This is a genomic window from Streptomyces sp. O3, assembly GCF_054788135.1.
Window position 1 is genome coordinate 1 of the sequence record NZ_JBTVYK010000039.1, and the last position, 24,812, is coordinate 24,812.

Sequence of the window (24,812 nt, forward strand, 5' to 3'; positions counted from 1 at the left end):
GCCGACGGCCGGGCCGCGCTGGCGTCCGCGCCCGCCTCCGAGCCCGCGTCCGCCTCCGCGCCCGGACCGGGCGGCGACGACCATGACGCCCTGCTGCGTCGGCTGCGGGAGCTCGGGGAGCTGCACCAGTCCGGAATCCTCACGGACGAGGAGTTCGCGACAGCCAAGCAGGCCGTACTGAAGCGCCTCTGAAGCGCCTCCGAAGCACCCCTGAACCGCCCCCAGAGGGCCGATCCCGCACCCCCATGGCACGACATTGCCATGATCCTGCCCGAATCCGGGCAGGTTTCTTGCGAATGGCGCGCCGATCGCACAGGATCGTCGGGTGCACGACGACCTTGTAGATCACCTGACGCGCTCCACGCCGCTCCAGCGCGGCGAGGCCCTGCGCGTGATCCAGGACGTCCTCGCCTACTTCGACGAGACGACCGAGGAGTTCGTCCGCCGCCGCCACCGCGAGCTCCAGGGCCAGGGCCTGGTGAACACGGCGATCTTCGAGCGGATCGCGGCGGACCTCGCGTACCGCGCGGTCGCGCCGCCCGAGCTCTCCCTGCGGCAGCTGCGCCGCATCGTCTACGGCTAGCTTCACGACTCGCTCTCCACCAAAGGGACTAAGGGGAATCACCTATGTGCGGAATTGTCGGATACATCGGTAAGCGCGATGTGGCGCCGCTGCTCCTCGAAGGGCTGCAGCGCCTGGAGTACCGGGGCTATGACTCGGCCGGTGTGGTCATCACCGGGCCCAAGGCCCCCGGCCTGAAGATGGTCAAGGCCAAGGGCCGGGTACGCGACCTGGAGGCCAAGGTACCCAAGCGCTTCGCGGGCACCACGGGCATCGCCCACACCCGCTGGGCCACCCACGGCGCCCCGTCCGACGAGAACGCCCACCCCCACCTGGACCCGGAGAACAAGGTCGCCGTCGTCCACAACGGCATCGTCGACAACGCCACCGAGCTGCGCGCCAAGCTGGTCGCCGACGGCGTGGAGTTCCTCTCCGAGACCGACACCGAGGTGCTCACCCACCTGATCGCCCGTTCCCAGGCGCCGACCCTGGAGGAGAAGGTCCGCGAGGCGCTCCGGCACGTCGAGGGCACCTACGGGATCGCCGTCCTGCACGCCGACTTCACCGACCGCATCGTGGTCGCCCGCAACGGCTCCCCGGTGGTGCTCGGCATCGGCGAGAAGGAGATGTTCGTCGCCTCCGACGTGGCGGCGCTGGTCTCGCACACCCGCCAGGTGGTCACCCTGGACGACGGCGAGATGGCCACCATCAAGGCCGACGACTTCCGTACGTACACCACCGAGGGCTCCCGTACGACGGCCTCGCCGACCACCGTGGAGTGGGAGGCCGAGTCGTACGACATGGGCGGCCACGACACGTATATGCACAAGGAGATCGCCGAGCAGGTCGACGCGGTCGACCGGGTGCTGCGCGGCCGGATCGACGACCGGTTCTCGACGGTGCACCTGGGCGGCCTGAACCTGGACGCGCGCGAGGCGCGCACCATCCGCCGGGTGAAGATCCTGGGCTGCGGCACCTCGTACCACGCGGGTCTGATCGGCGCCGGTCTGATCGAGGAGCTGGCCCGTATCCCCGCGGACGCCGAGCCCGCGTCCGAGTTCCGCTACCGCAACGCGGTGGTCGACCCCGACACGCTGTACGTCGCGGTCTCCCAGTCCGGTGAGACGTACGACGCGCTCGCCGCCGTACAGGAGCTCAAGCGCAAGGGCGCGCGGGTCCTCGGCGTGGTGAACGTGGTGGGTTCGGCGATCGCCCGCGAGACCGACGGCGGCGTGTACGTGCACGCGGGCCCCGAGGTCTGTGTGGTGTCCACCAAGTGCTTCACCAACACGGTGGTCGCGTTCGCGCTGCTCGCGCTGCACCTGGGCCGTATCCGCGACCTGTCGGTGGCCGACGGCAAGCGCCTGATCGCGGGCCTGCGCAAGCTGCCCGAGCAGATCGCGGCGATCCTCGAGCAGGAGGGCGAGATCAAGAAGCTGGCCGAGGAGTACGCGGGCGCCAAGTCGATGATGTTCATCGGCCGGGTGCGCGGCTACCCGGTGGCCCTTGAGGCGTCCCTGAAGCTCAAGGAGATCTCGTACATCCACGCCGAGGCCTACCCGGCGTCCGAGCTGAAGCACGGCCCGCTGGCGCTGATCGAGCCCGCGCTGCCGACGGTGGCGATCGTGCCGGACGACGATCTGCTGGAGAAGAACCGCGCGGCGCTGGAGGAGATCAAGGCCCGCAGCGGCCGGATCCTCGCGGTCGCGCACCAGGAGCAGCCGAAGGCCGACCACACGATCGTGGTGCCGAAGAACGAGACCGAGCTGGACCCGATCCTGATGGGCATCCCGCTGCAGCTGTTCGCGTACCACACGGCGCTGGCGATGGGCCGCGACATCGACAAGCCCCGCAACCTCGCCAAGTCGGTCACCGTGGAGTGACCCCACCCCGCGAACAACCCCCTGTGCGTGCCACCACGCCGCACAGGGGGTTGTTCCTCCGGCGGCCGGAGGTCGCCCATTCCCTCCGGCCGCGCCGCTGCCGCAGCCGGTGGCCGTCACCCCCCGGTGGGCAGCTCGCTCTCACGTGTTCGCGGTGTTCCAGCCACCCGTATCTACCCTTCGCAGGGGAGCAAACCACCTCTACGCACGGGTAGTTTTCCGCTCAACGTACCGGCATGACCAGGCACATCACGGAATTCACGGAATGACGACGACCGGCCGCCGCGCGCGCCGCGCGAGCCGCCCCGCCACCGAGCCGAAGATCCGGCCGACGACGCCGTGCGTGGAGCCGACGACGATCGCGTCCGCCTCGTACTCGCGGCCGACCTCCTCGAGTTCGTGGCAGATGTCCCCGCCGCGCTCGACCAGCACCCAGGGCACGTCGCCCAGATAGTCGGCGCAGGCGAGTTCGAGTCCGAGCACCTCGGTGCGGTGGTCGGGGACGTCCACGAAGACGGGGGGCTCGCAGCCCGCCCAGACGGTGGTCGGCAGCCGGTTGGCGACATGCACGATGATCAGCCCGGAGCTGGAGCGGCTGGCCATACCGATGGCGTACGACAGGGCCCGCCCGCTGGAGGTCGAGCCGTCGAAGCCGACGACGACGCCGTGCCGGAAGGCGGGGTCGCAGGACTGGCGTGGCTGTTCCGCCGCGAGGGGGTCGGCCGTGGAGTCGGCGACCTGTCGCTTGCGGTCAGCGGGTTCGGGGAATTCGTGACCGGCCATGGGTGTCTCGGCTGAAGGAGTCCTCTATGGAAGGGGCGTTCTCGGGCGGCGGTGACGCTGGCGGCGCTGCCATGTCCGGGAATCATCTTCCCAAGCCCATACCCCCAAGGGTACGGCGACACTCCTCTCCCGCCCAGCTCGCGGGAGGCTCCCGCAGCGCCTCGGGGAGCATGCCCGAGCACGCGCCGATATGGCAACGGTTGCTGTGTCGTACAGCCTTTTGACCGACGCGTGTCATCCAGTCTTCAACCACGTACTTCAACCGCGTACGGTTTCGCGCCAGCGCCTGGGGAACGGTCGGCGGAGCACCCGAGGTACGCCGGACGCCGACGTGTTCCGCCCTCACACTCCGATGGTTTTCAGCCAAAGTCCGAAGGGCGCGATTTTCGTGCTCGGATGGCTCGCCGCCCTCCTGTCCACCAGGGAGAAAGGACCGCGGACGGCGTGCGCACCCTACGAGGACCGGCCACCGACGAAACGCGCACTTCCCTGTGCCACCCCCCGAGTGCCACGCTTCGTGATCGAAAGCTTCACGCCACGTGGCCTTGTCGACATTGCACGGGGTGCTGAACTGGTCACCGAGGCCCTGCGTGACGCAGTAGATTCGATCATGACCGTTGGGGCGGGGGACTTGTGTAGGACCGAGGGGCTGTGACTTCCAGAAGCAACGCGCAGGAGCGACACGACCAAGGAGCCGCGACCACTGAGGGGGGCTTAGCACCATGAGCCACGACTCCGCCGCCGTACCAGATGGAGTGCGGCAGCTCTCCGGGCGCCGCCGCAGAGAAATCGTCGCCGTGCTGCTGTTCGGCGGCGGGCCCATCTTCGAGAGTTCCATCCCACTCTCCGTGTTCGGCATTGACCGGCAGGACGCGGGAGTGCCTCGCTATCGGCTGTTGGTGTGCGCCGGCGAGGACGGACCACTGCGCACCACGGGCGGGCTCGAACTCAGCGCGCCCTACGGCCTGGACGCGATCGCGCGGGCCGGCACCGTCGTCGTGCCGGCCTGGCGGTCCATCACCTCACCGCCGCCGGAGGAAGCGCTCGACGCGCTGCGCCGCGCCCATGAGGAGGGCGCCCGCATCGTCGGGCTGTGCACCGGCGCGTTCGTACTCGCCGCGGCCGGACTCCTGGACGGGCGTCCGGCGACCACCCACTGGATGTACGCGCCGACGCTGGCCAAGCGCTACCCGTCCGTCCACGTCGACCCACGCGAGCTGTTCGTGGACGACGGAGACGTGCTCACCTCGGCGGGCACGGCGGCGGGCATCGACCTCTGCCTGCACATCGTGCGCAGCGACCACGGCACGGAGGCCGCCGGGGCACTGGCCCGCCGCCTCGTCGTACCGCCGCGCCGCAGCGGCGGTCAGGAGCGCTACCTCGACAGGTCTTTACCAGAGGAGATCGGCGCCGACCCGCTCGCGGAGGTCGTCGCCTGGGCGCTGGAGCACCTCCACGAGCAGTTCGACGTGGAGATCCTGGCCGCGCGCGCGTATATGAGCAGACGGACCTTCGACCGGAGGTTCCGCTCGCTCACCGGGAGCGCTCCCCTGCAGTGGCTGATCACCCAGCGGGTGCTCCAGGCGCAGCGGCTGCTCGAAACCTCCGACTACTCGGTCGACGAGGTCGCGGGCCGCTGCGGGTTCCGCTCGCCGGTCGCGCTGCGCGGGCACTTCCGCCGCCAGCTCGGGTCGTCGCCCGCGACCTACCGGGCCGCCTACCGGGCCCGCAGGCCGCAGAGCGACAAGGCCAAGGCGGCAGCCGAGCGCGCGCAGAACGACCGGCCGCAGAACGACCGTCCGCAGAACGACCGGCCGCACGCTGACCGGCCACACAGTGACCGCCCACCACACGACCGATCCCCACACGACCGCCCACCACATGACCGGCCCCCGCACGACCGCCCACAGCACGACCGCCTCAGTGACCCAGCCGACGTTCCCGGCCCCCTGCCCGCGCAGACCCGGCGCAGCGCCGCGTCGTACGGGCATCCGGGGACGGCGGCGGCGGCCGCGTCGACCGCCACGGAACCGGGCAACCCGAGCTCCGATCTGTACACACCCGCGCACGCGACGCTCCCCGGCCAGCGGGAACGCCCCGTAGGCTAAGCCGTATGAACGATCGCATGGTGTGGATCGACTGCGAGATGACCGGGCTCTCGTTGACGGACGACGCACTTATCGAGGTGGCCGCACTGGTCACCGACTCGGAGTTGAACGTGCTCGGCGAGGGTGTGGACATCGTGATCCGCCCTCCGGACTCGGCACTGGAGACCATGCCCGAGGTGGTGCGCACCATGCACACCGCCTCGGGTCTGCTCGACGAGCTGGCCGGCGGCACCACGCTGGCCGCCGCCGAGGAGCAGGTCCTGGCGTACGTACGCGAGCACGTCAAGGAGCCCGGCAAAGCCCCGCTGTGCGGAAACTCCGTGGGCACCGACCGCGGCTTCCTGCTGCGCGACATGCCGACGCTGGAGGACTATCTGCACTACCGGATCGTGGACGTCTCCTCGGTCAAGGAGCTGGCCCGCCGCTGGTACCCGCGGGCCTACTTCAACAGTCCGCCGAAGAACGGCAACCACCGGGCGCTCGCCGACATCCGCGAGTCCATCGCCGAGCTGCGCTACTACCGTGAGGCGATCTTCGTTCCCCAGCCGGGCCCGGACTCGGACACCGCCCGCGCCATCGCCGCCAAGCACGTGCTGTCCGACGACTGACCCTCCGGGCAGGCCCCGCGAAGCCCTCGCGCGGGTCTGGCGCGGGCCTGGCCGGGCCTCGCGAAAAGGTGGCGCGAGCACCCTCTCGGACCCTGTACACTTTTTCTCGGCCGGTCAGGAAAAAGCCGGTCGTGGTGGGTGTAGCTCAGTTGGTAGAGCACCTGGTTGTGGTCCAGGTGGCCGCGGGTTCAAGTCCCGTCACTCACCCTGAGGGCTCGGCCCCCGACCTGATCCAGGTCGGGGGCCGAGCCCGTTTCGCTGTCCGGGCCTTCGCCGTCCGGGCCCCGGCGGAACGGATCCGCCGGGGCCTCGCACTCAGTCCGTGCCGGACTCCATCGCGGCGCGGTCCAGCGCCTCCTCGTCCGCGGCCGCGCCGCGGGAGGCGATCGCCTGGGCGCCGCCCTCGTCCATGGCGCCGATCAGGCCGGTCGAGGCCGCCTGCGCGGCGCCGATCAGCGTCGGGTGGTCGGCGCCGACCATGCCGAGGCCCGCGTACTGCTCAAGCCGGGCACGGGAGTCGGCGATGTCCAGGTTGCGCATGGTCAGCTGGCCGATCCGGTCCAGCGGGCCGAACGCCGAGTCCTCGGTCCGCTCCATGGAGAGCTTGTCCGGGTGGTAGCTGAGCGCCGGTCCCCGAGTGTCGAGCACGGAGTAGTCCTCGCCGCGCCGCAGCCGCAGGGTCACCTCGCCGGTGATCGCGGCCCCCACCCAGCGCTGTAGCGACTCGCGCACCATCAGCGCCTGCGGGTCCAGCCAGCGGCCCTCGTAGAGCAGCCGCCCGAGCCGCCGCCCCTCGTTGTGGTACGCGGCCACGGTGTCCTCGTTGTGGATCGCGTTGACCAGGCGCTCGTAGACGATGTGCAGCAGCGCCATGCCGGGCGCCTCGTAGATGCCGCGGCTCTTGGCCTCGATCACCCGGTTCTCGATCTGGTCGGACATGCCGAGGCCGTGGCGGCCGCCGATCGCGTTGACCTCCATGACGAGGTCGACCGGCGAGGCGAACTCCTTGCCGTTGACGCTGACCGGGCGGCCCTGGTCGAAGCCGACCGTGACGTCCTCGGTGTCGATCCGGACCGACGGGTCCCAGAACCGCACGCCCATGATCGGCTCGACCGTCTCGATGCCGGTGTCGAGGTGCTCCAGGGTCTTGGCCTCGTGGGTGGCGCCCCAGATGTTGGCGTCCGTGGAGTACGCCTTCTCAGTCGAGTCCCGGTACGGCAGGCCGTGCTCGACCAGCCACTCGGACATCTCCTTGCGGCCGCCGAGCTCGCTCACGAAGTCCGCGTCCAGCCAGGGCTTGTAGATCCGCAGATGCGGATTGGCGAGCAGCCCGTACCGGTAGAACCGCTCGATGTCGTTGCCCTTGAACGTGGAGCCGTCACCCCAGATCTGCACCCCGTCCGCGAGCATCGCCCGCACCAGCAGCGTGCCGGTCACGGCACGGCCCAGCGGCGTGGTGTTGAAGTACGGGCGGCCGCCCGACCTGATGTGGAACGCGCCGCACGCGAGCGCCGCGAGGCCCTCCTCGACCAGCCCGGCGCGGCAGTCGACGAGCCGGGTGATCTCGGCGCCGTACGCGGAGGCACGGCCGGGCACGGACGCGATGTCGGGCTCGTCGTACTGGCCGATGTCGGCGGTGTACGTACACGGAACGGCGCCCTTGTCGCGCATCCAGGCGACGGCGACGGAGGTGTCGAGCCCGCCGGAGAAGGCGATACCGACGCGTTCGCCGGTGGGGAGTGAGGTCAGAACCTTGGACATGGCAAGACTATGCAGCATTCCGCATCATCATGCAACGTGGGCCTGCGCACGCCCCTGGACCCCGCCTGGGTCCAGGGGGGGGCGGCGCTCACGCCTCAAGCAGCGCCTTCAGCCTCGCCTGGTCAGCCGGAAGCTGCTTCCGGATCTGCGGGCGGGCGACCAGCGGGGCGATCACCTTGCCCATCCCGTGCGTCTCGAAATCGACCTCGAAGGTCATACGCGAGCGCTCCCCGTCGTCGAGCGGCTCGATCGTGCCCGTCACATCTCCTCGGATGGGGCCGTCGACGCCGTGGAAGTGCCACCTCCTCGGCGGTTCCAGCTCCACCACCTCCATGGTCATCGGCATCTCCCGGCGTCCCATCCGCCGCACCGTCTCAAACCTCGACCCCACGGTCAGCGGGCCGTCGCCCACCGTGTGGGCCGATACGGCGCTCTCCTGCCACTCGGGCAGATGCGAGGGATCGGTCATGTACGAGAAGACCTCTTCGGGGCGGCGGGCGATATCGACCGTTTCCTTGATCGCGGACATTTCGTCGCCTTCTTCCTGCCTCTACCAGCATCGTCCCACCGGGGCGACCGCCACGCGAGACGCACGGTGCGCGCACGGACCGTTCAGGACGACGCGCGCGGCACCAGCTCCGTCGGCAGGATCAGCTGCTGGCGGTCCAGGCGGCGGGAGGCCGCCGGTCGGTGGGCGGAGACCGCGGCGATCTCCTCCAGGAGCAGGTGCGTCATGGCCGCGCCCATCTCCTCGACCGGCTGACGGACGCTGGTCAGCGGCGGGTCCATATGACGGGCGACCGCCGAGTCGTCGAAGCCGACGATCGCCACGTCGTCGGGTATCCGGCGGCCCGCCTCGCGCAGCGCCCGCCGGGCGCCGGCCGCCGTCACGTCGGAGGCCGCGAACACCGCGTCCAGGTCGGGGCGGCGCGCGAGCAGTTCGGCCATCGCGCGGCGGCCGCCCTCCTCGGTGAAGTCGCCGAACGCCGTCAGGTCGTCCTCCGCCGCTCGCCCCGCCTCGGCGAGGCCCTCGCGGTAGCCGTCCAGGCGGCGCTGGGCGCCGTACACGTCGAGGCGGCCGGTGATGGCGGCGATCGTGGTGCGGCCGCGCTCGACGAGGTGGCGCACGGCGGCGCGGCCGCCGCCGTAGTTGTCGGAGTCGACCGACGCGAGCGGCTCATCGGCGGAGCGGCGGCCGCTGATCACGGCCGGGAGGTCCAGCGACTCCAGCATGTCGGGCAGCGGGTCGTCGGCGTGCACGGAGACCAGCAGCACCCCGTCGACGCGCTGCGCGGCGAGGTAGTGGGCCAGCCGCTGGCGCTGCCGGTCGCCGCCCGCGAAGGTCAGCAGCAGCTGGACGTCGGTGTCGGCGAGCGCGCCCCCGACGCCGTGCACGATGTCGGAGAAGTACGGCTCGGCGAAGAAGCGCCGCTCGGGCTCCGGGACCACCAGCGCGATGGCGTCGTTGCGGTTGGCGGCCAGCGCCCTGGCGGCCGTGTTGGGTACGTAGCCGAGCTCCGCGACCGCGGCCTCGACCGCCTCGCGGGTCCGCTCGCTGACCCGCGGCGAGCCGTTGATCACCCGAGAGACCGTGCCCCGTCCGACACCCGCGCGCGCGGCGACCTCCTCAAGCGTGGGCCGCCCCACGTTACGCCCCGCGCCGCGGCCCGCGTTACGCCCCGCATCGCGCCCCGCGCCGCGGCCCCGAGCCTGACCCCGCGCCTGGTGTTCCGTCACACCCGTCTCCCTCCCATGCCACCTCCGTGCCGCATCAACCTAACGGCCGGATAACCGAACACACTCGCCGTGCACGGTCCCTTGACACTGCCGAGACCAGCCGAGACCCTTCAACACATCACCAGTGGGAGCGCTCCCACCGTACCGGACTCATTCATGACCCGCACGTTCCCTGCCCGAGCCGCACCTTCAACTCCTCAGCATCACCGGCCAGTTGGCCGTGACCGGCACGTCAGGGCACTAGAGAGGACGCAATGCGCTACAGGACACGTACGTCCCGCCAGGCGGTGGTCCTCGCGGCCGTCGCCGCGCTGGGGGCCGGGCTGCTGGCCGGCTGCGCCGAGGACGAGGACGAGCCCGGCGGCTCGACGGGCGGCGGCGGAGGCGGCGGCAAGGGCAAGACCACGCTCACCGTCGGCGTCTTCGGCACGTTCGGCCTGAAGGAGGCCGGGCTCTACGACCAGTACATGAAGGAGAACCCGGACGTCGTCATCAAGCAGACGTCCATCGAGCGCAACGAGAACTACTACCCGCAGCTGCTCACCCACCTGAGCACCGGCAGCGGCCTCGCCGACATCCAGGCCGTGGAGGTCAACAACATCGCCGAGGTCACCGCGACCCAGGCGGACCGCCTCGTCGACCTCGGCAAGGCGCCAGGCGCCGACAAGGACAGCTTCCTGAACTGGAAGTGGCAGCAGGGCACCGCCCAGAACGGCTCGACCGTCGCCCTGGGCACGGACGTCGGCCCGCAGGGCATCTGCTACCGCAAGGACCTCTTCCAGCAGGCCGGGCTGCCCACCGATCGCGACGAGGTCGGCGAACTGTGGGCGGGCGACTGGCGGAAGTACCTGGACGTCGGCAAGCGGTACCAGGCCAACGCCCCTGAGAACAGCGCCTTCGTGGACGGGGCGAGCGGCGTGATGGCCGCCGTCACCGGAAGCTACGAGGAGCGCTTCTACGACAAGGACGGCGAGGTCGTCTACAAGGACAGCGCCGCCGTCAAGGAAGCCTGGGACATCGCCTCCGAGTTCGCCACCGAGGGGCTGACCGCCAAACTCCAGCAGTTCCAGCCCTCCTGGGACCAGGCCTTCTCCAACGGCGCCTTCGCCACCGTCTCCTGCCCCGCCTGGATGCTCGGCTACATCAAGGACAAGGGCGGCGACAAGGCCGAGGGCAAGTGGGACGTCGCCCAGGCGCCCAAGCCGTCCAACTGGGGCGGGTCGTTCCTCGTCGTGCCCAAGGCGGGCAAGAACACCGAAGAGGCCGCGAAGCTGGCCGCCTGGCTGACCGCGCCCGCACAGCAGGCGGTGCTCTTCGAGAAGCGCGGCAGCTTCCCGAGCTCCACCGCCGCCTACGACCTGCCCGCCGTGAAGGACGCCGAGCACCCCTACTTCGAGGGCGCGCCCATCGGCCGGATCTTCAGCAAGGCCGCCCAGGGCGCACCCGTGCAGATCCTCGGCCCGAAAGACCTGATCATCGCGCAGAACCTCGCGGACGTCGGCATGCTCCAGGTCGACCAGAAGGGCGCGTCGCCCGAAGACGGCTGGAAGGCCGCCGTCAAGGCGATCGACAACGCGCTGGACGAGTGACCCACGTGGCACGGGACACCGAGACCGCCGCGCCCTCCCTCAGGAAGGGCGCGGCCCCGCCGCCCGACGGGCCGCGTGAGCAGCGCAGACGGGAGCGGCGCAGCCGCCGCTACCGCTGGGACGTGAAGTGGAGCCCGTACGCGTATGTGGCGCCGTTCTTCCTCTTCTTCGCGGCCTTCGGGCTCTTCCCGCTGCTGTACACCGGCTGGGCCGCGCTGCACCGGGTGTCGCTGACCGACCCGAACTCCATGGAGTTCGTCGGCATGCACAACTTCACCCGCCTGCTGAGCGACGACTTCTTCTGGAACGCCCTCCAGAACACCCTGACGATCGGCCTGATCTCGACCGTCCCACAGCTGCTGATGGCCCTGGGCCTGGCGCATCTGCTCAACTACAAGCTGCGCGGCTCGATGTTCTTCCGGGTGGTCGCCCTGACGCCGTACGCCACGTCGGTGGCGGCCGCGACGCTGGTCTTCGTCCTCCTCTTCGGCCGCGACTACGGCATGATCAACTGGGCGCTCGGCACGGTCGGCGTCGACCCCGTCGACTGGAAGAACGGCACCTGGACCTCGCAGATCGCGGTGTCGTCCATCGTGATCTGGCGCTGGACGGGCTACAACACCCTGATCTATCTGGCCGCGATGCAGGCCATCCCGAACGACCTGTACGAGTCCGCCGCGCTGGACGGGGCCTCCCGCTGGCAGCAGTTCTTCCACGTCACCCTCCCCTCCCTGCGGCCGACGATCCTGTTCACCTGTGTCGTCTCGACCATCGGCGCGGTGCAACTCTTCGGCGAGCCGCTGCTGTTCGGCTCGGGCGCCACCGGCGGACCCTCGCACCAGTACCAGACGATCGGCTTGTACCTGTACGAGCAGGGGTGGACCAATCTGCACCTCGGCCGGGCGTCCGCGATCGCCTGGGCGATGTTCCTGATCCTGGTGCTGATCGGCCTGGTCAACTGGCTGATCGCGCGGAGGCTGACCAAGAGCGAGGGGGGAGCGTGACCGCGCCCGTACTGACTGAGGAACCGCACCAGGACCCGCCGCGCACCGCGCACGGCAAACCGGCCAGGGCCCGCCGCAGCCGGGCCGGACGCACCCTGCACGGCGGCCGGATCACCTACGCCGTCCTGATCCTGGTCTCCGTCGTCTCGCTGTTCCCGCTGGTGTGGACGGCGATCGCGGCGTCCCGCAGCAACACCCGGCTGGCCGAGACACCGCCGCCGTTCTGGTTCGGCGGCAACCTCTTCAAGAACCTGGAGATCGCCTGGACCGACGCCAACATGGGCGCGGCGCTGCTCAACACGACCATCGTCGCCGGGTCCATCGCGACCGGTACGGTCCTCTTCTCCACCCTCGCCGGATTCGCCTTCGCCAAGCTGCGCTTCCGCCTGAAGAACCTTCTCCTCCTCCTCGTCATCGGCACGATGATGGTCCCGCCGCAGCTCAGCGTCGTACCGCTGTACATGATGATCGCCAAGCTGGAGTGGACCGACCAGCTCCAGGCCGTGATCCTGCCGACGTTCGTCAGCGCCTTCGGCGTGTTCTTCATGCGGCAGTACCTCCTCCAGGCGCTGCCCACCGAACTCATCGAGGCGGCCCGCGTGGACGGCGCGAGCAGCCTGCGTGTCGTCTGGCATGTGGTGTTCCCCGCCGCCCGGCCCGCGATGGCCGTGCTCGGCATGCTCACCTTCGTCCAGGCCTGGAACGACTTCTTCTGGCCGATCATCGCGCTGACCCAGGCCGGGAACCCGACCGTGCAGGTCGCGCTGACCGGGCTCGGCCACGGCCATATCCCCGACCAGTCGGTGATCATGGCGGGCTCGCTGCTCGGGACGCTGCCGCTGCTGCTGGCGTTCGTGCTGTTCGGCAAGCAGATCGTCGGCGGCATCATGCAGGGCGCCGTCAAGGGCTGACCCACCTCACCCCCTCCCTACCCAGAGGAGCACCCCCGTGCCACAACCGCCCCTGAGCTTCCCGCCCAGCTTTCTGTGGGGCGCCGCCACCGCCGCCTACCAGATCGAGGGCGCCGCCCACGAGGACGGCCGCACCCCGTCCATCTGGGACGCCTTCAGCCACACCCCCGGCAAGGTACTCGGCGGCGACACCGGCGACACCGCCTGCGACCACTACCACCGCTGGCGCGACGACGTCCGCCTGATGGCGGACCTCGGCCTGCGCGGCTACCGCTTCTCGATCTCCTGGCCCCGCGTGCAGCCCACGGGCCGGGGCCCCGCCGTCCAACGCGGCCTGGACTTCTACCGCGAACTGGTAGACGAACTCCTAGCCCACCACATCACCCCGACAGTGACCCTCTACCACTGGGACCTCCCCCTGGAGCTGGAGTCCGCCTTCGGCGGCTGGCCCGAGCGGGACACCGCGCACCGCTTCGCCGAGTACGCCGGAATCGTCGCCGAGGCACTCGGCGACCGCGTCGAACGGTGGACCACCCTCAACGAGCCGTGGTGCAGCGCCTTCCTGGGGTACGCCTCCGGGGTGCACGCTCCGGGCCGCACCGACCCCGCGTCGGCCCTCCGCGCGGCCCACCACCTCAACCTGGCCCACGGCCTCGGCACTCAGGCGCTGCGCGCCGCCCTGCCCGCCCGCGCACAGCTCGGCATCAGCCTCAACCCCAGCGCGGTCCGCCCGCTGACCGGTTCGCCCGAGGACCTGGAGGCCCAGCGGCGCATCGACGCACTCGCGAACCGGATCTTCTCGGGCCCGCTCCTGAGGGGCGCCTACGACGACGACCTCATCGCGGACACCGCACACCTCACCGACTGGTCCTTCGTCCACGCCGACGACCTGACCGCCGCCAAACAGCCGCTCGACTTCCTCGGCATCAACTACTACACGCCCACGGTCGTCTCGGCCGCGGCCGACACCTCCCCCGCCGCCCCCCGCAAGGACGGCCACGGCGACAGCCCGCACTCCCCCTGGCCCGGCTCCGAATCCATCCTCTTCCATCACGCACCGGGCGAACTCACCGCGATGAACTGGCCGGTGGACCCCACCGGCTTGACCGACCTCCTCCTGAAGTACACCGCGGAGGCCCCCGGAATCCCCCTCTACATCACGGAGAACGGCGCCGCGTACGACGACAAACCGAACCCCGACGGCTCGGTGCACGACCCCGACCGCATCCGCTATCTGCACGCCCACCTCACCGCCGTGCACCAGGCGATCCGCGCCGGGGCGGACGTGCGCGGCTACTACCTCTGGTCGCTGCTCGACAACTTCGAGTGGGCGTACGGCTACAGCAAGCGCTTCGGCATCGTCTACGTGGACTACGAGACCCAGACCCGGTCTCCCAAGGCGAGCGCACGCTGGTACACGAAACTGGCGACCACGGGCGAACTGCCTCCAGCCGAAAACTGAGCGACTCACCGAAAGACGCCGGGCGGCGGCGCCGGTGAGGCGACCGCGCCCGCGTCGGTCACGGCGGCCGCGCCCCCGGTGAAGTCCCGCAGCGCCCGCCCGTGTTCCACGCGCCCCGGATGCGGGTCGCCCGCGATGCGCCGGGTCAGCTCGGCGATCGGCAGCTCCCGGTCGGAAGCGAGCAGTACGGCGTTCCCGAACCGCTTGCCGCGCAGCACGGCCGGGTCGGCGGCGAGCGCGAGCTCGGGGAACACGGCGGCCGCGGTGGCGACCTGGCCGCGCAGATGGGCGAGCGGCGGGCCGTCGGTGAGGTTCGCCGCGTAGTGGCCACCGGGCCTGACGACCCTGCGTACGTCGGCGAGGAACTCCGTACTGGTCAGGTGGGCCGGAGTCCGCGCGGCGCTGAACACGTCGGCGATCAGCAGGTCGGCCCAGCCGTCCGGGATCTTGGCGAGCCCGTCCCGCGCGTCCACGGACCGCACCCGCACCCGCGCGCCGCCGTCCAGCGGCAGCTCCCGCCGCACCAGTCGGACCAGGGCCGCGTCCCGCTCCACGATCTGCTGTGTGGACCGCGGCCGGGTGGCGGCGACATAGCGGGCCAGGGTGAACGCGCCACCGCCCAGGTGCACGGCCCGCACCGGCTTGCCGGGCGGCATGACCAGGTCGACGATATGCCCGAGCCTGCGCTGATAGGCGAAGTCGAGGTAGGTCGGGTCGTCGAGGTCCACATGCGACTGCGGCGCCCCGTCCACCAGCAGCGTCCAGGCCCGCCCCCGCTCCGGATCCGGCACCAGCTCGGCGACCCCGCCGTCCACGTCCTCGACGACGCCTTCCCCATCCCGCTTCTTCCTGGCCACGCCCCCATTATCGCCCCTGGCCACAGACCCGACTGGACCAACCGGAACCGGCCGGAACCGGCTGAGACCGGCCGGAATCGACCGGAACCCCTCACGGCCGCCAGACCACCCGATGCTCCGACCAATGATCCCAAGTGGACATCATCGCCTCCCACCCGTCCGGGAACTTGACCGTCACACCAAGCTGGACCGGCTCCGTCGAGGGGTGGTCGTCAAGCAGGTCGGCCACGCCCGCGCGGCAGACGACGATGCAGGCGTGCCGGTGGCGGGAGGCCAGCACGCAGAGGCGGCCCGTCTCCAGGTGGAAGGCGGTGGCGTCGGGGCGCCCCGAGAGGGGGTGCAGGACGACGGTGACGTCGTACTCGCGGCCCTGGAGGCGGTTGGCCGTGTCGACCGTGACCCCCGTGACGCCGAGGTCGGCCAGCGCGGCGCGGACCGCGGCGGCCTGGTCGCGGTGGGCGGTGCCGACGGCGATGCGACCGGGCGTGAGCGGCGCGGGGCCGGGGGCGCGCTCGCTGACGGTCGCGCCGCCGCGGTCCAGGAGGCGGCGGACCACCTGGGCCAGGGCCTGGACCGCCTCGGGGTCGGTGCGCGGGGTGTGCCGGGCGGGCAGTTCGAGCAGGCCCCAGCCGGATGCGGCCGCCTCGTCGATGACCCGGTCGGGCGCGGAGCCGTCGGCGGCGACCCCGAAGGTGAGCGCCCGATCGCCGTGGTCGGTGCCGCTACGGAACGGGGTGTACGGGTAGAAGGCGGCACTGACCAGGGGCGCGGCGGAGGCCGGGAGCCGCCAGGACACCGGCAGGCGGTGCTGCGGCAACTCCGGGTTGTGCGCGAGAAGGGTGCTCACCGCGCTGGCCGACGGATCGTAGGCGAGCCCCGCCCACTGCTCGGCGCCGACGATGGCGAACGGGTCGAGCTGGCCGGGGTCGCCCACGAACAGGGCGCGCTCGAACAGCCCGGCCACGGCGAGCAGCGCGTCCGAGCGCATCTGGTAGGCCTCGTCGACGATGGCGTGCCGCCAGGGCTCGACGCCCTTGACGTGCGCCCACTTGGCCGCGGTGGAGATGACCACGTCGAGGCCCGCGAGGTCGGCCGCCTTCGCCGACTTCCGGACGTGTCCGAGGTCGTCCAGGGCCTTGTCGTAGGGATCCGCTTCGCTGCTGTGCAGCCGCCCGACGGGCAGCTCGGGCTGTTTGCCGGCGAGCCGCAGCACCAGGTCGTCGACCTGGGCGTTGGTCTGCGCGACCACCATCAACGGGCGACCGGCCGCGGCCAGTTCCAGGGCGGCGTTGACCACAAGGGTGGATTTCCCGGCGCCGGGCGGTGAGTCCACGACCACGCCGCGCGCGGCGCCGTGCAGGGTGTCGCGCAGGATCGCGCGGGTGGCCTCGTCAGCGGCGGCGCCCGGATCAAAGCCGACTGGATCGGTACCGGTCGTGTCGTGTGCTCCGTGGTCGTTCACAGGACATCCTCATCGGTCACCGGGTCGGGCAGCGGCACGGCGGCCGCGCCGCCCGCGGAAGCGTCCGGGGGCCCGCCGTGCGTCCACGGGGTCTCCTCCGGGTCGGGCAGCGCGGGGCCGCCCCTCGGCGCGTGCTCGAACAGGGTCCAGCAGACCCGCTCGCCCCGCTCCGGCACCGATCCGGCCTCCGGCTCCTTGCCCCGCCCCATCTTGTCCAGCAGCCGCAGCACCACCGAGCCGTCCGCCTCGTACGCCACGAACTGCGCCGACTGGGGCTTGCCCGCGAGCGAGCGGTGGACCTTGGCCCGCTCGGCGAGGTGCGGGCGGTCGTCCGTGCGCACCGTGACCAGCGGGCGCGGGCTGGGGCGCTTGCCCTCGCTGTACGCCATGACCACCTCGGTCACCTCTCCGGCGAAGGCCTCCCCGGCCAGGCGGCGGCCGGCCATCACCAGCGGGTCGTCGAGCGCCTCCTGCGCGTCGAGGCGGGCCTGCGCGGTCTCGCGCGCGGCGAGTTTGTTCGCCGCGGTGACCGCGTCGTCGTGGCGGGGCTGCGGGGGTTCGCCCGCCAGGACGCGGTCCCGGTGGCCGGTGTACGACCAGCGGTCCCGAGTCCACCGCTCGGCGGCCCGGTCGGCTTCGGGCAGCTCGCGCAGCAGGTCGAGGCCGCGCCAGACGGCGTCCCAAGCAGGGCGGGTACGGCTTTCGACGAGCGCGCGGATCTCCTGTTCGGCCGCGGCGAGTCCGGCCAGCCGCCGGTCGGCGGTCAGACCGTCGGCGGCGGCCGCGAGCGCCGTGCGCGCGTGGTCGTAGCGTTCGATCGCGGGGGCCAGGAGCCTGTTGTCGAACGCCGGGTCGGTGGCCGGTCCCGCGGGCGGGCAGAGCAGCTGCCCGTCGGCGTCCCTGGCCAGTTCGGCGCGGTGGGCCGCCTCGGCGCCCAGCTCCCCGCACGGCGGGTCGATCCAGGCGAGCAGCGCGCCCAGATGCTGGTCCTCCAGGCTGGACTGGCCGCTGACCCAGTGCCGGGACAGCAGTTCCGTCATGGCCAGCAGCAGGGCCGATCCGGGCACTCTGGCCCGCTCCCCGAGGTGCGTCAGCCAGCGGCCGAGCAGCGGGACGCGGGGCGGCGCGGGGTACGGCGTGTCCGGGTCCTGGTCGGCGGTGCGCCTGAACCGCATGGACCGGCCGAGCAGCCGTACGAACTCGACGCCCGCCCCGCTGGGCACGATCAGCTGCGGGGCGTCGGTGCACAGCTCGACCTCGACCTTGACGCGCTTGCCGGTCTCCGGGTCGGTCTCGCTGCGCTCGGCGGGCTCGGTGTCCGCGGCGAACCCGTCGACATAGGGCAGGACGACCTCCGCCAGCTCGGCGAGGAACACCGACCGCAGGTCGCGGTCGCGCGGCTGGGGCACAACGAGCAGCCGGGGCGCGGCACGCTCCGTGCCGACCAGGGCGCCGAGCGGCGCGCCCGCCTCGCCCGCGGTCGTCAGGGGGACGAACACGAGCGGGCGGTCGGCGAGGTGGCGGTGCCGCACGGTGGCCGCGGGCTGGGCCCGGCCCGTCTGTACGGCCTCCAGCCGGGCGAGGGTGCTGATCAGCGACATGCCGCGTCCCCCAGGCTCTCCGCGCGCAGCGCCGCCGCCCTGCGCAGGGCTCCCACCGTCGGGTCGTCCGGGTCGCCGGACTCGCCGCGGGCCGCCGCCAGGACCCCGGACACGGTCGTGAACTCCCCGAGTTCGCCCCGTACGGAGCGGCCGAGCGTGGTCACGGCGCCGTCGGCGCGTGCCCGCGCGCGGCAGTGGAAGGCCAGTTCGCAGGAGGCCAGGCACTCGGGTGCGTACGCGGCGGGCACCGACTCGACGGCGGCCGTCAGCTCGGCGGCGGGGCGCTCGGGGTCGAAGGTCGTGCCGGGCGGCAGCGCGGCGGCGATGTCCTCGATCCGAGTGAGCCGGGCCAGCTGCCGCCGGGTCACGGACAGCTGTTTGCGCACGTCGACGACGGACGCGGTCGGGAGGTTGGAGAAGTCCTTGGGGCAGACCAGCAGGACACGCGAACGCACACGAGGACGGCCCCGAGAGACCGCCCCCGGCTCGCCGCCCTGCCCGGCACTCCGCGCGGCCACCCGCTCGGCGACCCGTTCCAGTGCCAGCGCGTACACCGCCGCCTGGCGGGCTGCCGCGCCGACCTTGGCCGGGTCCGCCGAGCCGTCGATCATCGGGAAGGACTTGATCTCGACGACGGTCCAGTGCCCGTCCGGGTGCACCACGACCGCGTCCGGCTCCAGGAAGGCGACCGAACCGGCGACGTCCAGCGCGAGCATCGGATGGTCGAGCAGCGCCCAGCCCCCGGCCTCGGCCGCGTCGCGCAGGGCGAGCGCGGTACGGGCGGACCGGCCCTCGGGGCCCGCGGCGGTGAGATCGGGGGCGGCCGTCGCGCCGGGCGTCGGCTCCGGTCCGCCGCCGACGTGCTCGTACACCAGGCGCAGCAGTTCGGCGCCGCCGTCCGCCTTGACCCGTGCCTCGAAGGCGTTGCCCCGTACGAACGCGAACTGGGACTGGCCGTATCCCGAGGGCGAGCCGAGCGCCTGGGCGAGCGCGGACTTGTCCACGCCCGCGCCGTCCAGCAGGGCGCGCCGTCGGCAGCCGGGGTTGGCCGCGAGCGCGGCCAGGGCGCGGGCGTCCAGCGGCCTGGGCCTGGCCGCGGGGCCCCGCAGCTCAGCGAGCCGCTGTCTCAGCGGTGTCGCTGACACCGCTGGTGTCGCCGGTGCCGCCGATGACCCCGGTGTCCGCGTCGGCGGGATCGCTGTCGGTCCCGCGCTGATGGGGAATTCGCTCACCTGCGGAAGTCTCGCATCCGCCACTGACAACCGGGGCCGAAGCGCCGGACGCGCCCGCCGAAGCGACCGGTCCGACCAGCGGCACGACCGGTTCGATCAGCGGCGCGACCGGCGCGGCCGACGGCGCGGCCGGCGCGAGCCGGGCCCGCACCCGCCCCGAGAGCCGCAGCGCGGGCCGGGTCAGCAGCAGGCCGAGCCCCATGACGGCCGCGCCCGCGACCGCGTCCAGGAAGTAGTGGTTGGCGGTGCCCATCACCACGATCGTGGTGATCAGCGGGTAGGCGACGCCGAGTGCCCTCAGCAGGGGCGTACGCCCGTGCCGCCAGAGCATCACGCCGCACCACAGGGACCATCCGACGTGCAGGCTGGGCATCGCCGCGTACTGGTTGGTCATGCCGCCCAGACCGCGCGGCGCGCTCGCCTCCGCGCCCCACCAGCCGTACGAGCTGTACTGGGCCATGGTGTCGACGAAGCCGTGACCGGCGTCGAGCAGCCGCGGCGGGCAGGTCGGCATGAGCGTGAAGCCGACCAGGCCGATCAGGGTCGACACCATCAGCCAGGTGCGGGCCGCGCGGTAGTGCACGGCGCGGCTCCGGAACAGCCAGACCAGGATCGCGGGCGTCACCAGGTAGTGCAGCGAGGCGTAGACGAAGTCGGAGGGTATGCCGAGCCAGGCGTGTTCGGTGAAGAGCCGGTTCAGCGGGTGCTCGAAGTTGAGGGAGAGCGACTTCTCCAGGCGGAGGATCGCCAGGCCGTTGTCGACGGCGGTGGACACGTCCCCGCGGACGACCAGCCGCCCCAGCGAGTACGCCACGTACACCACGGCGATCAGCGGCAGCTCGCTCCATACGCGAGGTCGCCCGTCGGTGCGCGGTACCCGAATACGCGGCATCCGGTCGCTCCCCCTCATGTGTGCTAGGCGGCCTGAAGTGTGCTCCACGACCGAAGGCGGGCTGGGTCGGTCGTGGTCGGGCCGGTCGTCCACCCTACGGGTAGCTGAACGGAACAAGGCGCTCACCCCACTCGGTCCTGGGGTTCACGCCCGAGGTTCGCGCGGTTCACCCGGTACACACGGCCCGTGCGTGGAAGACGCGGAGACCGGGTGCGGGGTTGCGCGGCGGGGCCGCTTGCTGGGGTGTCCGCCAGGGGCCGCTGGGGTGTCCGTCGGCGCCCGCTGGGGTGTCTGCCGGGGTGACCACCGGGGTGCGCGATGATGGAGGGAATGGATGGGACGGGACGCCAGCGCTGTCGTGACCGATCCGCACCACGTACGTCTCACATCCTTGGGAGTGACCTCATGGCACCGCGCATCCTGCTGGCCCGGCACGGGCAGACCGCATGGTCGCTGGCCGGCAAACACACCGGCAGGACGGACATCCCGCTCCTGGACGAGGGACGGCGCGGCGCCAAGCTCCTGGGCGACCGGCTCCACGGAGCGCCGTACAACGGCCTGCCGGACGTCGAGGTGCGCACCAGCCCGCTCCTGCGCGCGCGTGAGACCTGCGACATCGCCGGTTTCGGGGACCGGGCGCAGGACTGGGACACGCTGATGGAGTGGGACTACGGCGCGTACGAGGGCCTGGCCCCGGCCGACATCCAGGCGCTGCGCCCCGGCTGGTTCATCTGGCGTGACGGCGTCCCCGAAGGGGAGACATTCGCCCAGTTCACGGCGCGCGCGGACGAGGTCGTGCGGTGGGCGCGCGACGCCGACCGCGATGTGCTGCTGTTCGCGCACGGGCACATGCTGCGCGCCATCGGAGCGCGCTGGCTCGGCCTCCCGCTCGACTTCGCGGCCCGCATCCGCCTCAGCCCGACCTCGCTGTCGATCCTGGGGTGGGCGTACGGGGAACCCGCGATCGAGTCGTGGAACGACACCGGGCACCTGGACGGCTAGGCCCTGTCTTCAGACTCCCGCGATGGTCGGGGTGGTGTGGCCGTCAGGCTGTGCGCGGCAGGGCCGCATGGCGGTCCAGGAAGCCGTCGACGCCCGCGGTGCGGCGGTGCTGTCCCAGTACCCGGCTGGTGCGGGCCAGCATCGCCTGGACCCGTGACGACTGGACCTCGCCCAGCAGGTCGAGCACCCGGTGCCCGGCCGCCGCGGACTCGTCCGGCCGCCCGGCGCGCGCCAGGTCGTCGGCGAGTTCCGCGGTGTACAGCGCGAGGTTCCGGCTGAAGTGCGGGTCCTGTACGGCGGCGGCGTACCGGGCGTGCCGCGCGGCGCGCGGCCAGTCGCCCAGCGCCGACCAGCACTGCGCCTCAAGGCCCGACAGCTCGGCCTCGCCGTAGAAGGTCATCCACTCGGGATCCGCGTCCGACGGGCCGCGCTCGAACAGGGACCGTGCGCGGCCGAGCGCCTGCGCGCACCCCGCGCTGTCCCCGAGCCCCGCCCAGCCGCCCGCCTCGCGCAGGGCGAGCAGCGAGAGCAGCCGGTCCGAGCCGCACGCCCTGGCCGACCGCTGGGCCGCCTGCGCGGCCCGTACCGCCTCGCGGTGGCGGCCCGCGTCGCGCGCGAGGAAGGACATGTTGCAGAACGCGTGCGTCTCCAGGGCCGTGTCCCCCGCCATCCGGGCGGTCGCCAGCGCCTCCGCGTAGTGCGAGCGGGCGTCGCCGAAGCGGCCCGAGTCATGGGCCAGCCAGCCGACCGTGATGGCGAGTTCACCGGCGCTGCTGTGCAGCCGGTCGGCCGTGGCCTGCCGGGAGGTACCCGCGTCGAGCAGCGCGTACGCGGTGCGCAGTTCGGTCGCCGCCCGCTGGTAGAGGCCGTCGGCGCCGTGCCGGTCGTCGAGGAGCCGGATGCGGCGTACGGCCTCCTCGGCCGCGGCGGCCTCGGTCTGTCCCGCGTGCCGTCGGCTGCCCGGTACGCGGCCGGTGGTGGCGGCGGCAGCTTGGGCGACCAGTCCTGGCGGGCCGCCGAGGCCCAGTGAGGCGGCGGCCACGGTGGCCGTGCCGCCGGTCATGAATGCGCGACGCAGCACGTCGCTCTCCTCATCGCTCTGTGTGCTCTGTGTGCTTGCGGTGCTCTGTGTGCTGGGGGTGCTGGGTGGGCTTGGCGTGCCGTGGGCGTTCTGGCGCGTGGTGTGCGCGGGGGGCGCGGTGGTGGCTCCGCGCGCCCCCCGCCCTCGTACCGTCTCGCGTGGCGCGAACCCCAGGTCGGCCAGCGTCCGGCCGGGGAACATATGCAGGAACACCCGCTCGTACGCGTAGTTCGGGCAGCGGATCTCGCCCGACTCGACCCGGCCGATGTACCGCGCGTCACAGGCGACGTGCTCGCCGATCTCTCGGGCCGCCCGGCGCACCACCGAGGCGAACTCACCCGGTGAGAGCTGTCCGCGCAGCCGTCGGAAGGCGAGGTTCGGTCGGGGGGAACCCGCTGACGGTGCCATTGACGACGCCATGGCCACGGCCTCTCGTGATGTTTCCGTGCCGGAGTACGCGGGCGCGGCCCGTGGGCCGCCCCCGCTCCGACGGGGCATGAACGTACCGGCTGGGTCCGGGCCGCTATGCGGAGTTTGGCTACAAACCGGAAATCTCACCCGGCTTCCGCCATGAACTGCCACTCAATGAGGCGGTCTGCCGCCGTAGCTGTTGACGTCGTCCCGCGTTGGACCTTACGGAGAGGGAGCTATCCCGCGCCCTCTTGAGCGAGGAGGGGTTCCCTTGTTGCACGCCACGACAGAGAACGGCGACTTCCGGGCGACCAAGACGTCACCCCCGGCCGACCCGACCCACCCGACCCACCCAGCCGACTCGACCGCTCAGCGCAGCTCGGCGCAGGACCGTTCCTGCGCGCGCGTCGACTGCGACCTGGTGACCGTCCCGGCCCGGCAGGGCCTGGAGGCCGTGGACATCCTCCGGCGCGGCGCGGCCCCGGCAGTCGGGCCCGTCCTGCACGACGGCGACTGCGACACCCTCGGCTTCCTGGTGCCCCCCGGCACGGCTGACGCCTGGGACCTGCCGGGCAGCGCCTGCATCCAGACCTTCGACGGCGGCCGCGCCCACGACCCCGCACCGCCCGTCGCCGGGACGCGCTGGCTCCTGCCGCCCGCCGAAACGGGCCCCGTCACCGACCCGGCGATGCTGCGCGCGGCGCTCGGCGAGGCGGCGCGGATCATCGAGGCGGCGGACGGCTGTCGCTAGGGCGGGCCGGCGGGCGGCGACAGGCGTACTTGCGCGCTCCTGGAGAATGGAAGGGCACCCGTACGAGGAGGAGACCCCATGGCGGAGCCCGAGCGGACCGAGCCGCGACTGCGACCCGCGCCGCTGCTCTTCGAGCCTGCGGAGGCGGCCGCCGACCCGGAGCACTTCTTCGACCTGGAGTCGATCGAGGACCCCCGAGAGCTGCTGTCCCGCGCCACCGAGCTGACCCACGCCTTCCGGGCCGCGACCGACCGCGCCATCGAGTTCCAGGCCATCGCGGCGGCCCAGCTGGCCGATCCCCGCCGCTTCGACCGCCTGACCCCCGCGGCCATCGGCGAGCGCGCCGAGTGGACGGAGGACTACGCGAAGCGCATGGTCGACTTCGGCCGTGAACTCCTGCGCACGAACAACCCCGAGTAGGGTCGCGGGCAGCGCCCCGTTCGGGGGACGCTACAAGTAGGTTGGGGCTCGACTTCAACGTGCGATCACCGCCGGGGGGCTGACGTGGACTGGGGGACGCTCGTCGCTACGGTGAGCGGTGGCTCTATCGCCATCTCCGGCACCGTTCTGGCTGACCGCCTACGCCACCGCTACGAGGATGTCCGCGGAGTCGGGGAGCGTCGGCGGGCCGTGTACATCGAGTTCATCAGCGCCGCCGAGGCCTGCCACTCCCGGTTGCGCCAGATCGCCCAGACCCAGGGCGCCGCCGCCGACGCCGAGGTCGACCTGGACACGGCCACGCGCGCGGCACTGAGCGACGGCGCGATCTACGAAGCGCGTGAACGGCTGTTCATCGACGCGAGCACCGCCGTCGCCAGCGCCGGGCAGGCGATGTTCGAGCAGCTCCGCGCCCTCCAACGCACGGTCGCGGCAGGCGCCGAGCCGACGTCACCGGCCTTCCATGCCGCCTACCACCCCTACATCGGCACGGTGTGGACCTACCGCGTGGCCGTGCGCAAGGAGTTGGAGGGCCAGTCCCTCTCACCGACGGTCTTCGGATGGGACAAGTGGGACGGCACGGACCGCTGCCCGATGTGCCAAGGGGCGGCCGTCCCACGCTAGGTCCCCGGCACCCCCGCGTCACCCCGGACGGCCTGGCCTGGCTCGCCTCCGCG

At 72.0% G+C, this 24,812-nt stretch carries 23 protein-coding genes and 1 tRNA gene; 14 read left to right on the forward strand and 10 right to left on the reverse strand.

The features are described from left to right. The 3 genes from ACX6XY_RS20115 to glmS form a co-directional block, all read left to right on the forward strand. Positions 1–192: SHOCT domain-containing protein (locus tag ACX6XY_RS20115; RefSeq protein WP_460332485.1), on the forward strand; the 192-nt coding region annotated here is incomplete at its 5' end. 133 nt (positions 193–325) lie between these two features. Continuing rightward, positions 326–583, forward strand: a complete 258-nt coding sequence (locus ACX6XY_RS20120) for a hypothetical protein (RefSeq protein WP_460332487.1) — start codon at positions 326–328, stop codon at positions 581–583. A gap of 44 nt (positions 584–627) precedes the next feature. After that, the gene (gene glmS / locus ACX6XY_RS20125) at positions 628–2,445 is read left to right on the forward strand and encodes a glutamine--fructose-6-phosphate transaminase (isomerizing) (RefSeq protein ID WP_460332489.1); all 1,818 of its coding nucleotides are present in this window, start codon (positions 628–630) and stop codon (positions 2,443–2,445) included. Positions 2,446–2,703: 258 nt separating this feature from the next. On the opposite strand, the gene ACX6XY_RS20130 is transcribed toward glmS, so the two are convergent. Then, complete coding sequence (locus ACX6XY_RS20130; protein WP_460332491.1) at positions 2,704–3,228, reverse strand: universal stress protein; 525 nt, start codon at positions 3,226–3,228, stop codon at positions 2,704–2,706. Between the two features lie 722 nt (positions 3,229–3,950). On the opposite strand from ACX6XY_RS20130, the gene ACX6XY_RS20135 reads away from it, so the two are divergent. From ACX6XY_RS20135 to ACX6XY_RS20145, 3 genes are all read left to right on the forward strand, one after another. Next, positions 3,951–5,336, forward strand: coding sequence for a helix-turn-helix domain-containing protein (locus tag ACX6XY_RS20135; protein WP_460332493.1), 1,386 nt, complete (start codon positions 3,951–3,953; stop codon positions 5,334–5,336). A gap of 5 nt (positions 5,337–5,341) precedes the next feature. After that, positions 5,342–5,944, forward strand: coding sequence for an oligoribonuclease (gene orn / locus ACX6XY_RS20140; protein WP_460332495.1), 603 nt, complete (start codon positions 5,342–5,344; stop codon positions 5,942–5,944). Between the two features lie 134 nt (positions 5,945–6,078). Further along, positions 6,079–6,151, forward strand: a tRNA-His gene (locus ACX6XY_RS20145). Between the two features lie 108 nt (positions 6,152–6,259). Here ACX6XY_RS20145 and argG read toward each other — a convergent pair. The 3 genes from argG to ACX6XY_RS20160 all read right to left on the reverse strand — a co-directional run bounded on the left by argG (position 6,260) and on the right by ACX6XY_RS20160 (position 9,352). After that, the gene (gene argG / locus ACX6XY_RS20150) at positions 6,260–7,705 is read right to left on the reverse strand and encodes an argininosuccinate synthase (protein WP_460332497.1); all 1,446 of its coding nucleotides are present in this window, start codon (positions 7,703–7,705) and stop codon (positions 6,260–6,262) included. 88 nt (positions 7,706–7,793) lie between these two features. After that, a complete protein-coding gene (locus ACX6XY_RS20155; RefSeq protein ID WP_460332499.1) occupies positions 7,794–8,234 on the reverse strand; it encodes an SRPBCC family protein in 441 nt (146 codons plus the stop codon). A gap of 83 nt (positions 8,235–8,317) precedes the next feature. Further along, complete coding sequence (locus ACX6XY_RS20160) at positions 8,318–9,352, reverse strand: LacI family DNA-binding transcriptional regulator (protein ID WP_460332596.1); 1,035 nt, start codon at positions 9,350–9,352, stop codon at positions 8,318–8,320. A 344-nt stretch (positions 9,353–9,696) separates the two neighbouring features. On the opposite strand from ACX6XY_RS20160, the gene ACX6XY_RS20165 reads away from it, so the two are divergent. Genes ACX6XY_RS20165 through ACX6XY_RS20180 form a run of 4 tightly spaced genes read left to right on the forward strand, consistent with a single transcriptional unit; the run spans position 9,697 to position 14,408 of the window. Next, positions 9,697–11,031 carry an ABC transporter substrate-binding protein gene (locus ACX6XY_RS20165; RefSeq protein WP_460332501.1) on the forward strand — a complete coding sequence of 445 codons (1,335 nt, stop codon included), beginning with the start codon at positions 9,697–9,699 and terminating at the stop codon, positions 11,029–11,031. Positions 11,032–11,036: 5 nt separating this feature from the next. After that, the gene (locus tag ACX6XY_RS20170) at positions 11,037–12,035 is read left to right on the forward strand and encodes a carbohydrate ABC transporter permease (RefSeq protein ID WP_460332503.1); all 999 of its coding nucleotides are present in this window, start codon (positions 11,037–11,039) and stop codon (positions 12,033–12,035) included. Next, positions 12,032–12,946, forward strand: coding sequence for a carbohydrate ABC transporter permease (locus ACX6XY_RS20175; protein WP_460332505.1), 915 nt, complete (start codon positions 12,032–12,034; stop codon positions 12,944–12,946). The genes ACX6XY_RS20170 and ACX6XY_RS20175 overlap by 4 nt, the downstream gene beginning before the upstream one ends. A 37-nt stretch (positions 12,947–12,983) precedes the next feature. Beyond that, positions 12,984–14,408 carry a GH1 family beta-glucosidase gene (locus tag ACX6XY_RS20180; protein WP_460332507.1) on the forward strand — a complete coding sequence of 475 codons (1,425 nt, stop codon included), beginning with the start codon at positions 12,984–12,986 and terminating at the stop codon, positions 14,406–14,408. Positions 14,409–14,413: 5 nt separating this feature from the next. Here the strand turns inward: ACX6XY_RS20180 and ACX6XY_RS20185 are convergent, their stop codons facing one another. From ACX6XY_RS20185 to ACX6XY_RS20205, 5 genes are all read right to left on the reverse strand, one after another. After that, complete coding sequence (locus ACX6XY_RS20185; protein ID WP_460332509.1) at positions 14,414–15,265, reverse strand: spermidine synthase; 852 nt, start codon at positions 15,263–15,265, stop codon at positions 14,414–14,416. A 91-nt stretch (positions 15,266–15,356) separates the two neighbouring features. Next, a complete protein-coding gene (locus ACX6XY_RS20190) occupies positions 15,357–16,727 on the reverse strand; it encodes an AAA family ATPase (protein WP_460332510.1) in 1,371 nt (456 codons plus the stop codon). After that, the gene (locus ACX6XY_RS20195; protein WP_460332512.1) at positions 16,724–18,328 is read right to left on the reverse strand and encodes a hypothetical protein; all 1,605 of its coding nucleotides are present in this window, start codon (positions 18,326–18,328) and stop codon (positions 16,724–16,726) included. Before ACX6XY_RS20195 ends, ACX6XY_RS20190 begins: the two co-directional genes overlap by 4 nt. After that, positions 18,319–19,524 (reverse strand): hypothetical protein, encoded by a 1,206-nt coding sequence (locus tag ACX6XY_RS20200; protein WP_460332598.1) that lies wholly within the window; start codon positions 19,522–19,524, stop codon positions 18,319–18,321. Before ACX6XY_RS20200 ends, ACX6XY_RS20195 begins: the two co-directional genes overlap by 10 nt. After that, complete coding sequence (locus ACX6XY_RS20205) at positions 19,439–20,452, reverse strand: phosphatase PAP2 family protein (RefSeq protein ID WP_460332514.1); 1,014 nt, start codon at positions 20,450–20,452, stop codon at positions 19,439–19,441. Before ACX6XY_RS20205 ends, ACX6XY_RS20200 begins: the two co-directional genes overlap by 86 nt. A gap of 405 nt (positions 20,453–20,857) precedes the next feature. Between ACX6XY_RS20205 and ACX6XY_RS20210 the strand changes: the two genes are divergently transcribed. Then, entirely contained in the window at positions 20,858–21,454 is a 597-nt protein-coding gene (locus ACX6XY_RS20210; RefSeq protein WP_460332516.1) for a histidine phosphatase family protein, read from the forward strand. A gap of 43 nt (positions 21,455–21,497) precedes the next feature. On the opposite strand, the gene ACX6XY_RS20215 is transcribed toward ACX6XY_RS20210, so the two are convergent. Then, positions 21,498–22,955: a hypothetical protein gene (locus ACX6XY_RS20215; protein ID WP_460332518.1), complete on the reverse strand. Its 1,458-nt coding sequence runs from the start codon at positions 22,953–22,955 to the stop codon at positions 21,498–21,500. A gap of 262 nt (positions 22,956–23,217) precedes the next feature. On the opposite strand from ACX6XY_RS20215, the gene ACX6XY_RS20220 reads away from it, so the two are divergent. The 3 genes from ACX6XY_RS20220 (at position 23,218) to ACX6XY_RS20230 (ending at position 24,759) form a co-directional block, all read left to right on the forward strand. Further along, a complete protein-coding gene (locus ACX6XY_RS20220; RefSeq protein ID WP_460332520.1) occupies positions 23,218–23,697 on the forward strand; it encodes a hypothetical protein in 480 nt (159 codons plus the stop codon). Between the two features lie 78 nt (positions 23,698–23,775). After that, complete coding sequence (locus ACX6XY_RS20225) at positions 23,776–24,117, forward strand: hypothetical protein (protein ID WP_460332521.1); 342 nt, start codon at positions 23,776–23,778, stop codon at positions 24,115–24,117. 210 nt (positions 24,118–24,327) lie between these two features. Further along, the gene (locus ACX6XY_RS20230) at positions 24,328–24,759 is read left to right on the forward strand and encodes a CchlQ (RefSeq protein ID WP_460332523.1); all 432 of its coding nucleotides are present in this window, start codon (positions 24,328–24,330) and stop codon (positions 24,757–24,759) included. Positions 24,760–24,812 lie beyond the last annotated feature (53 nt).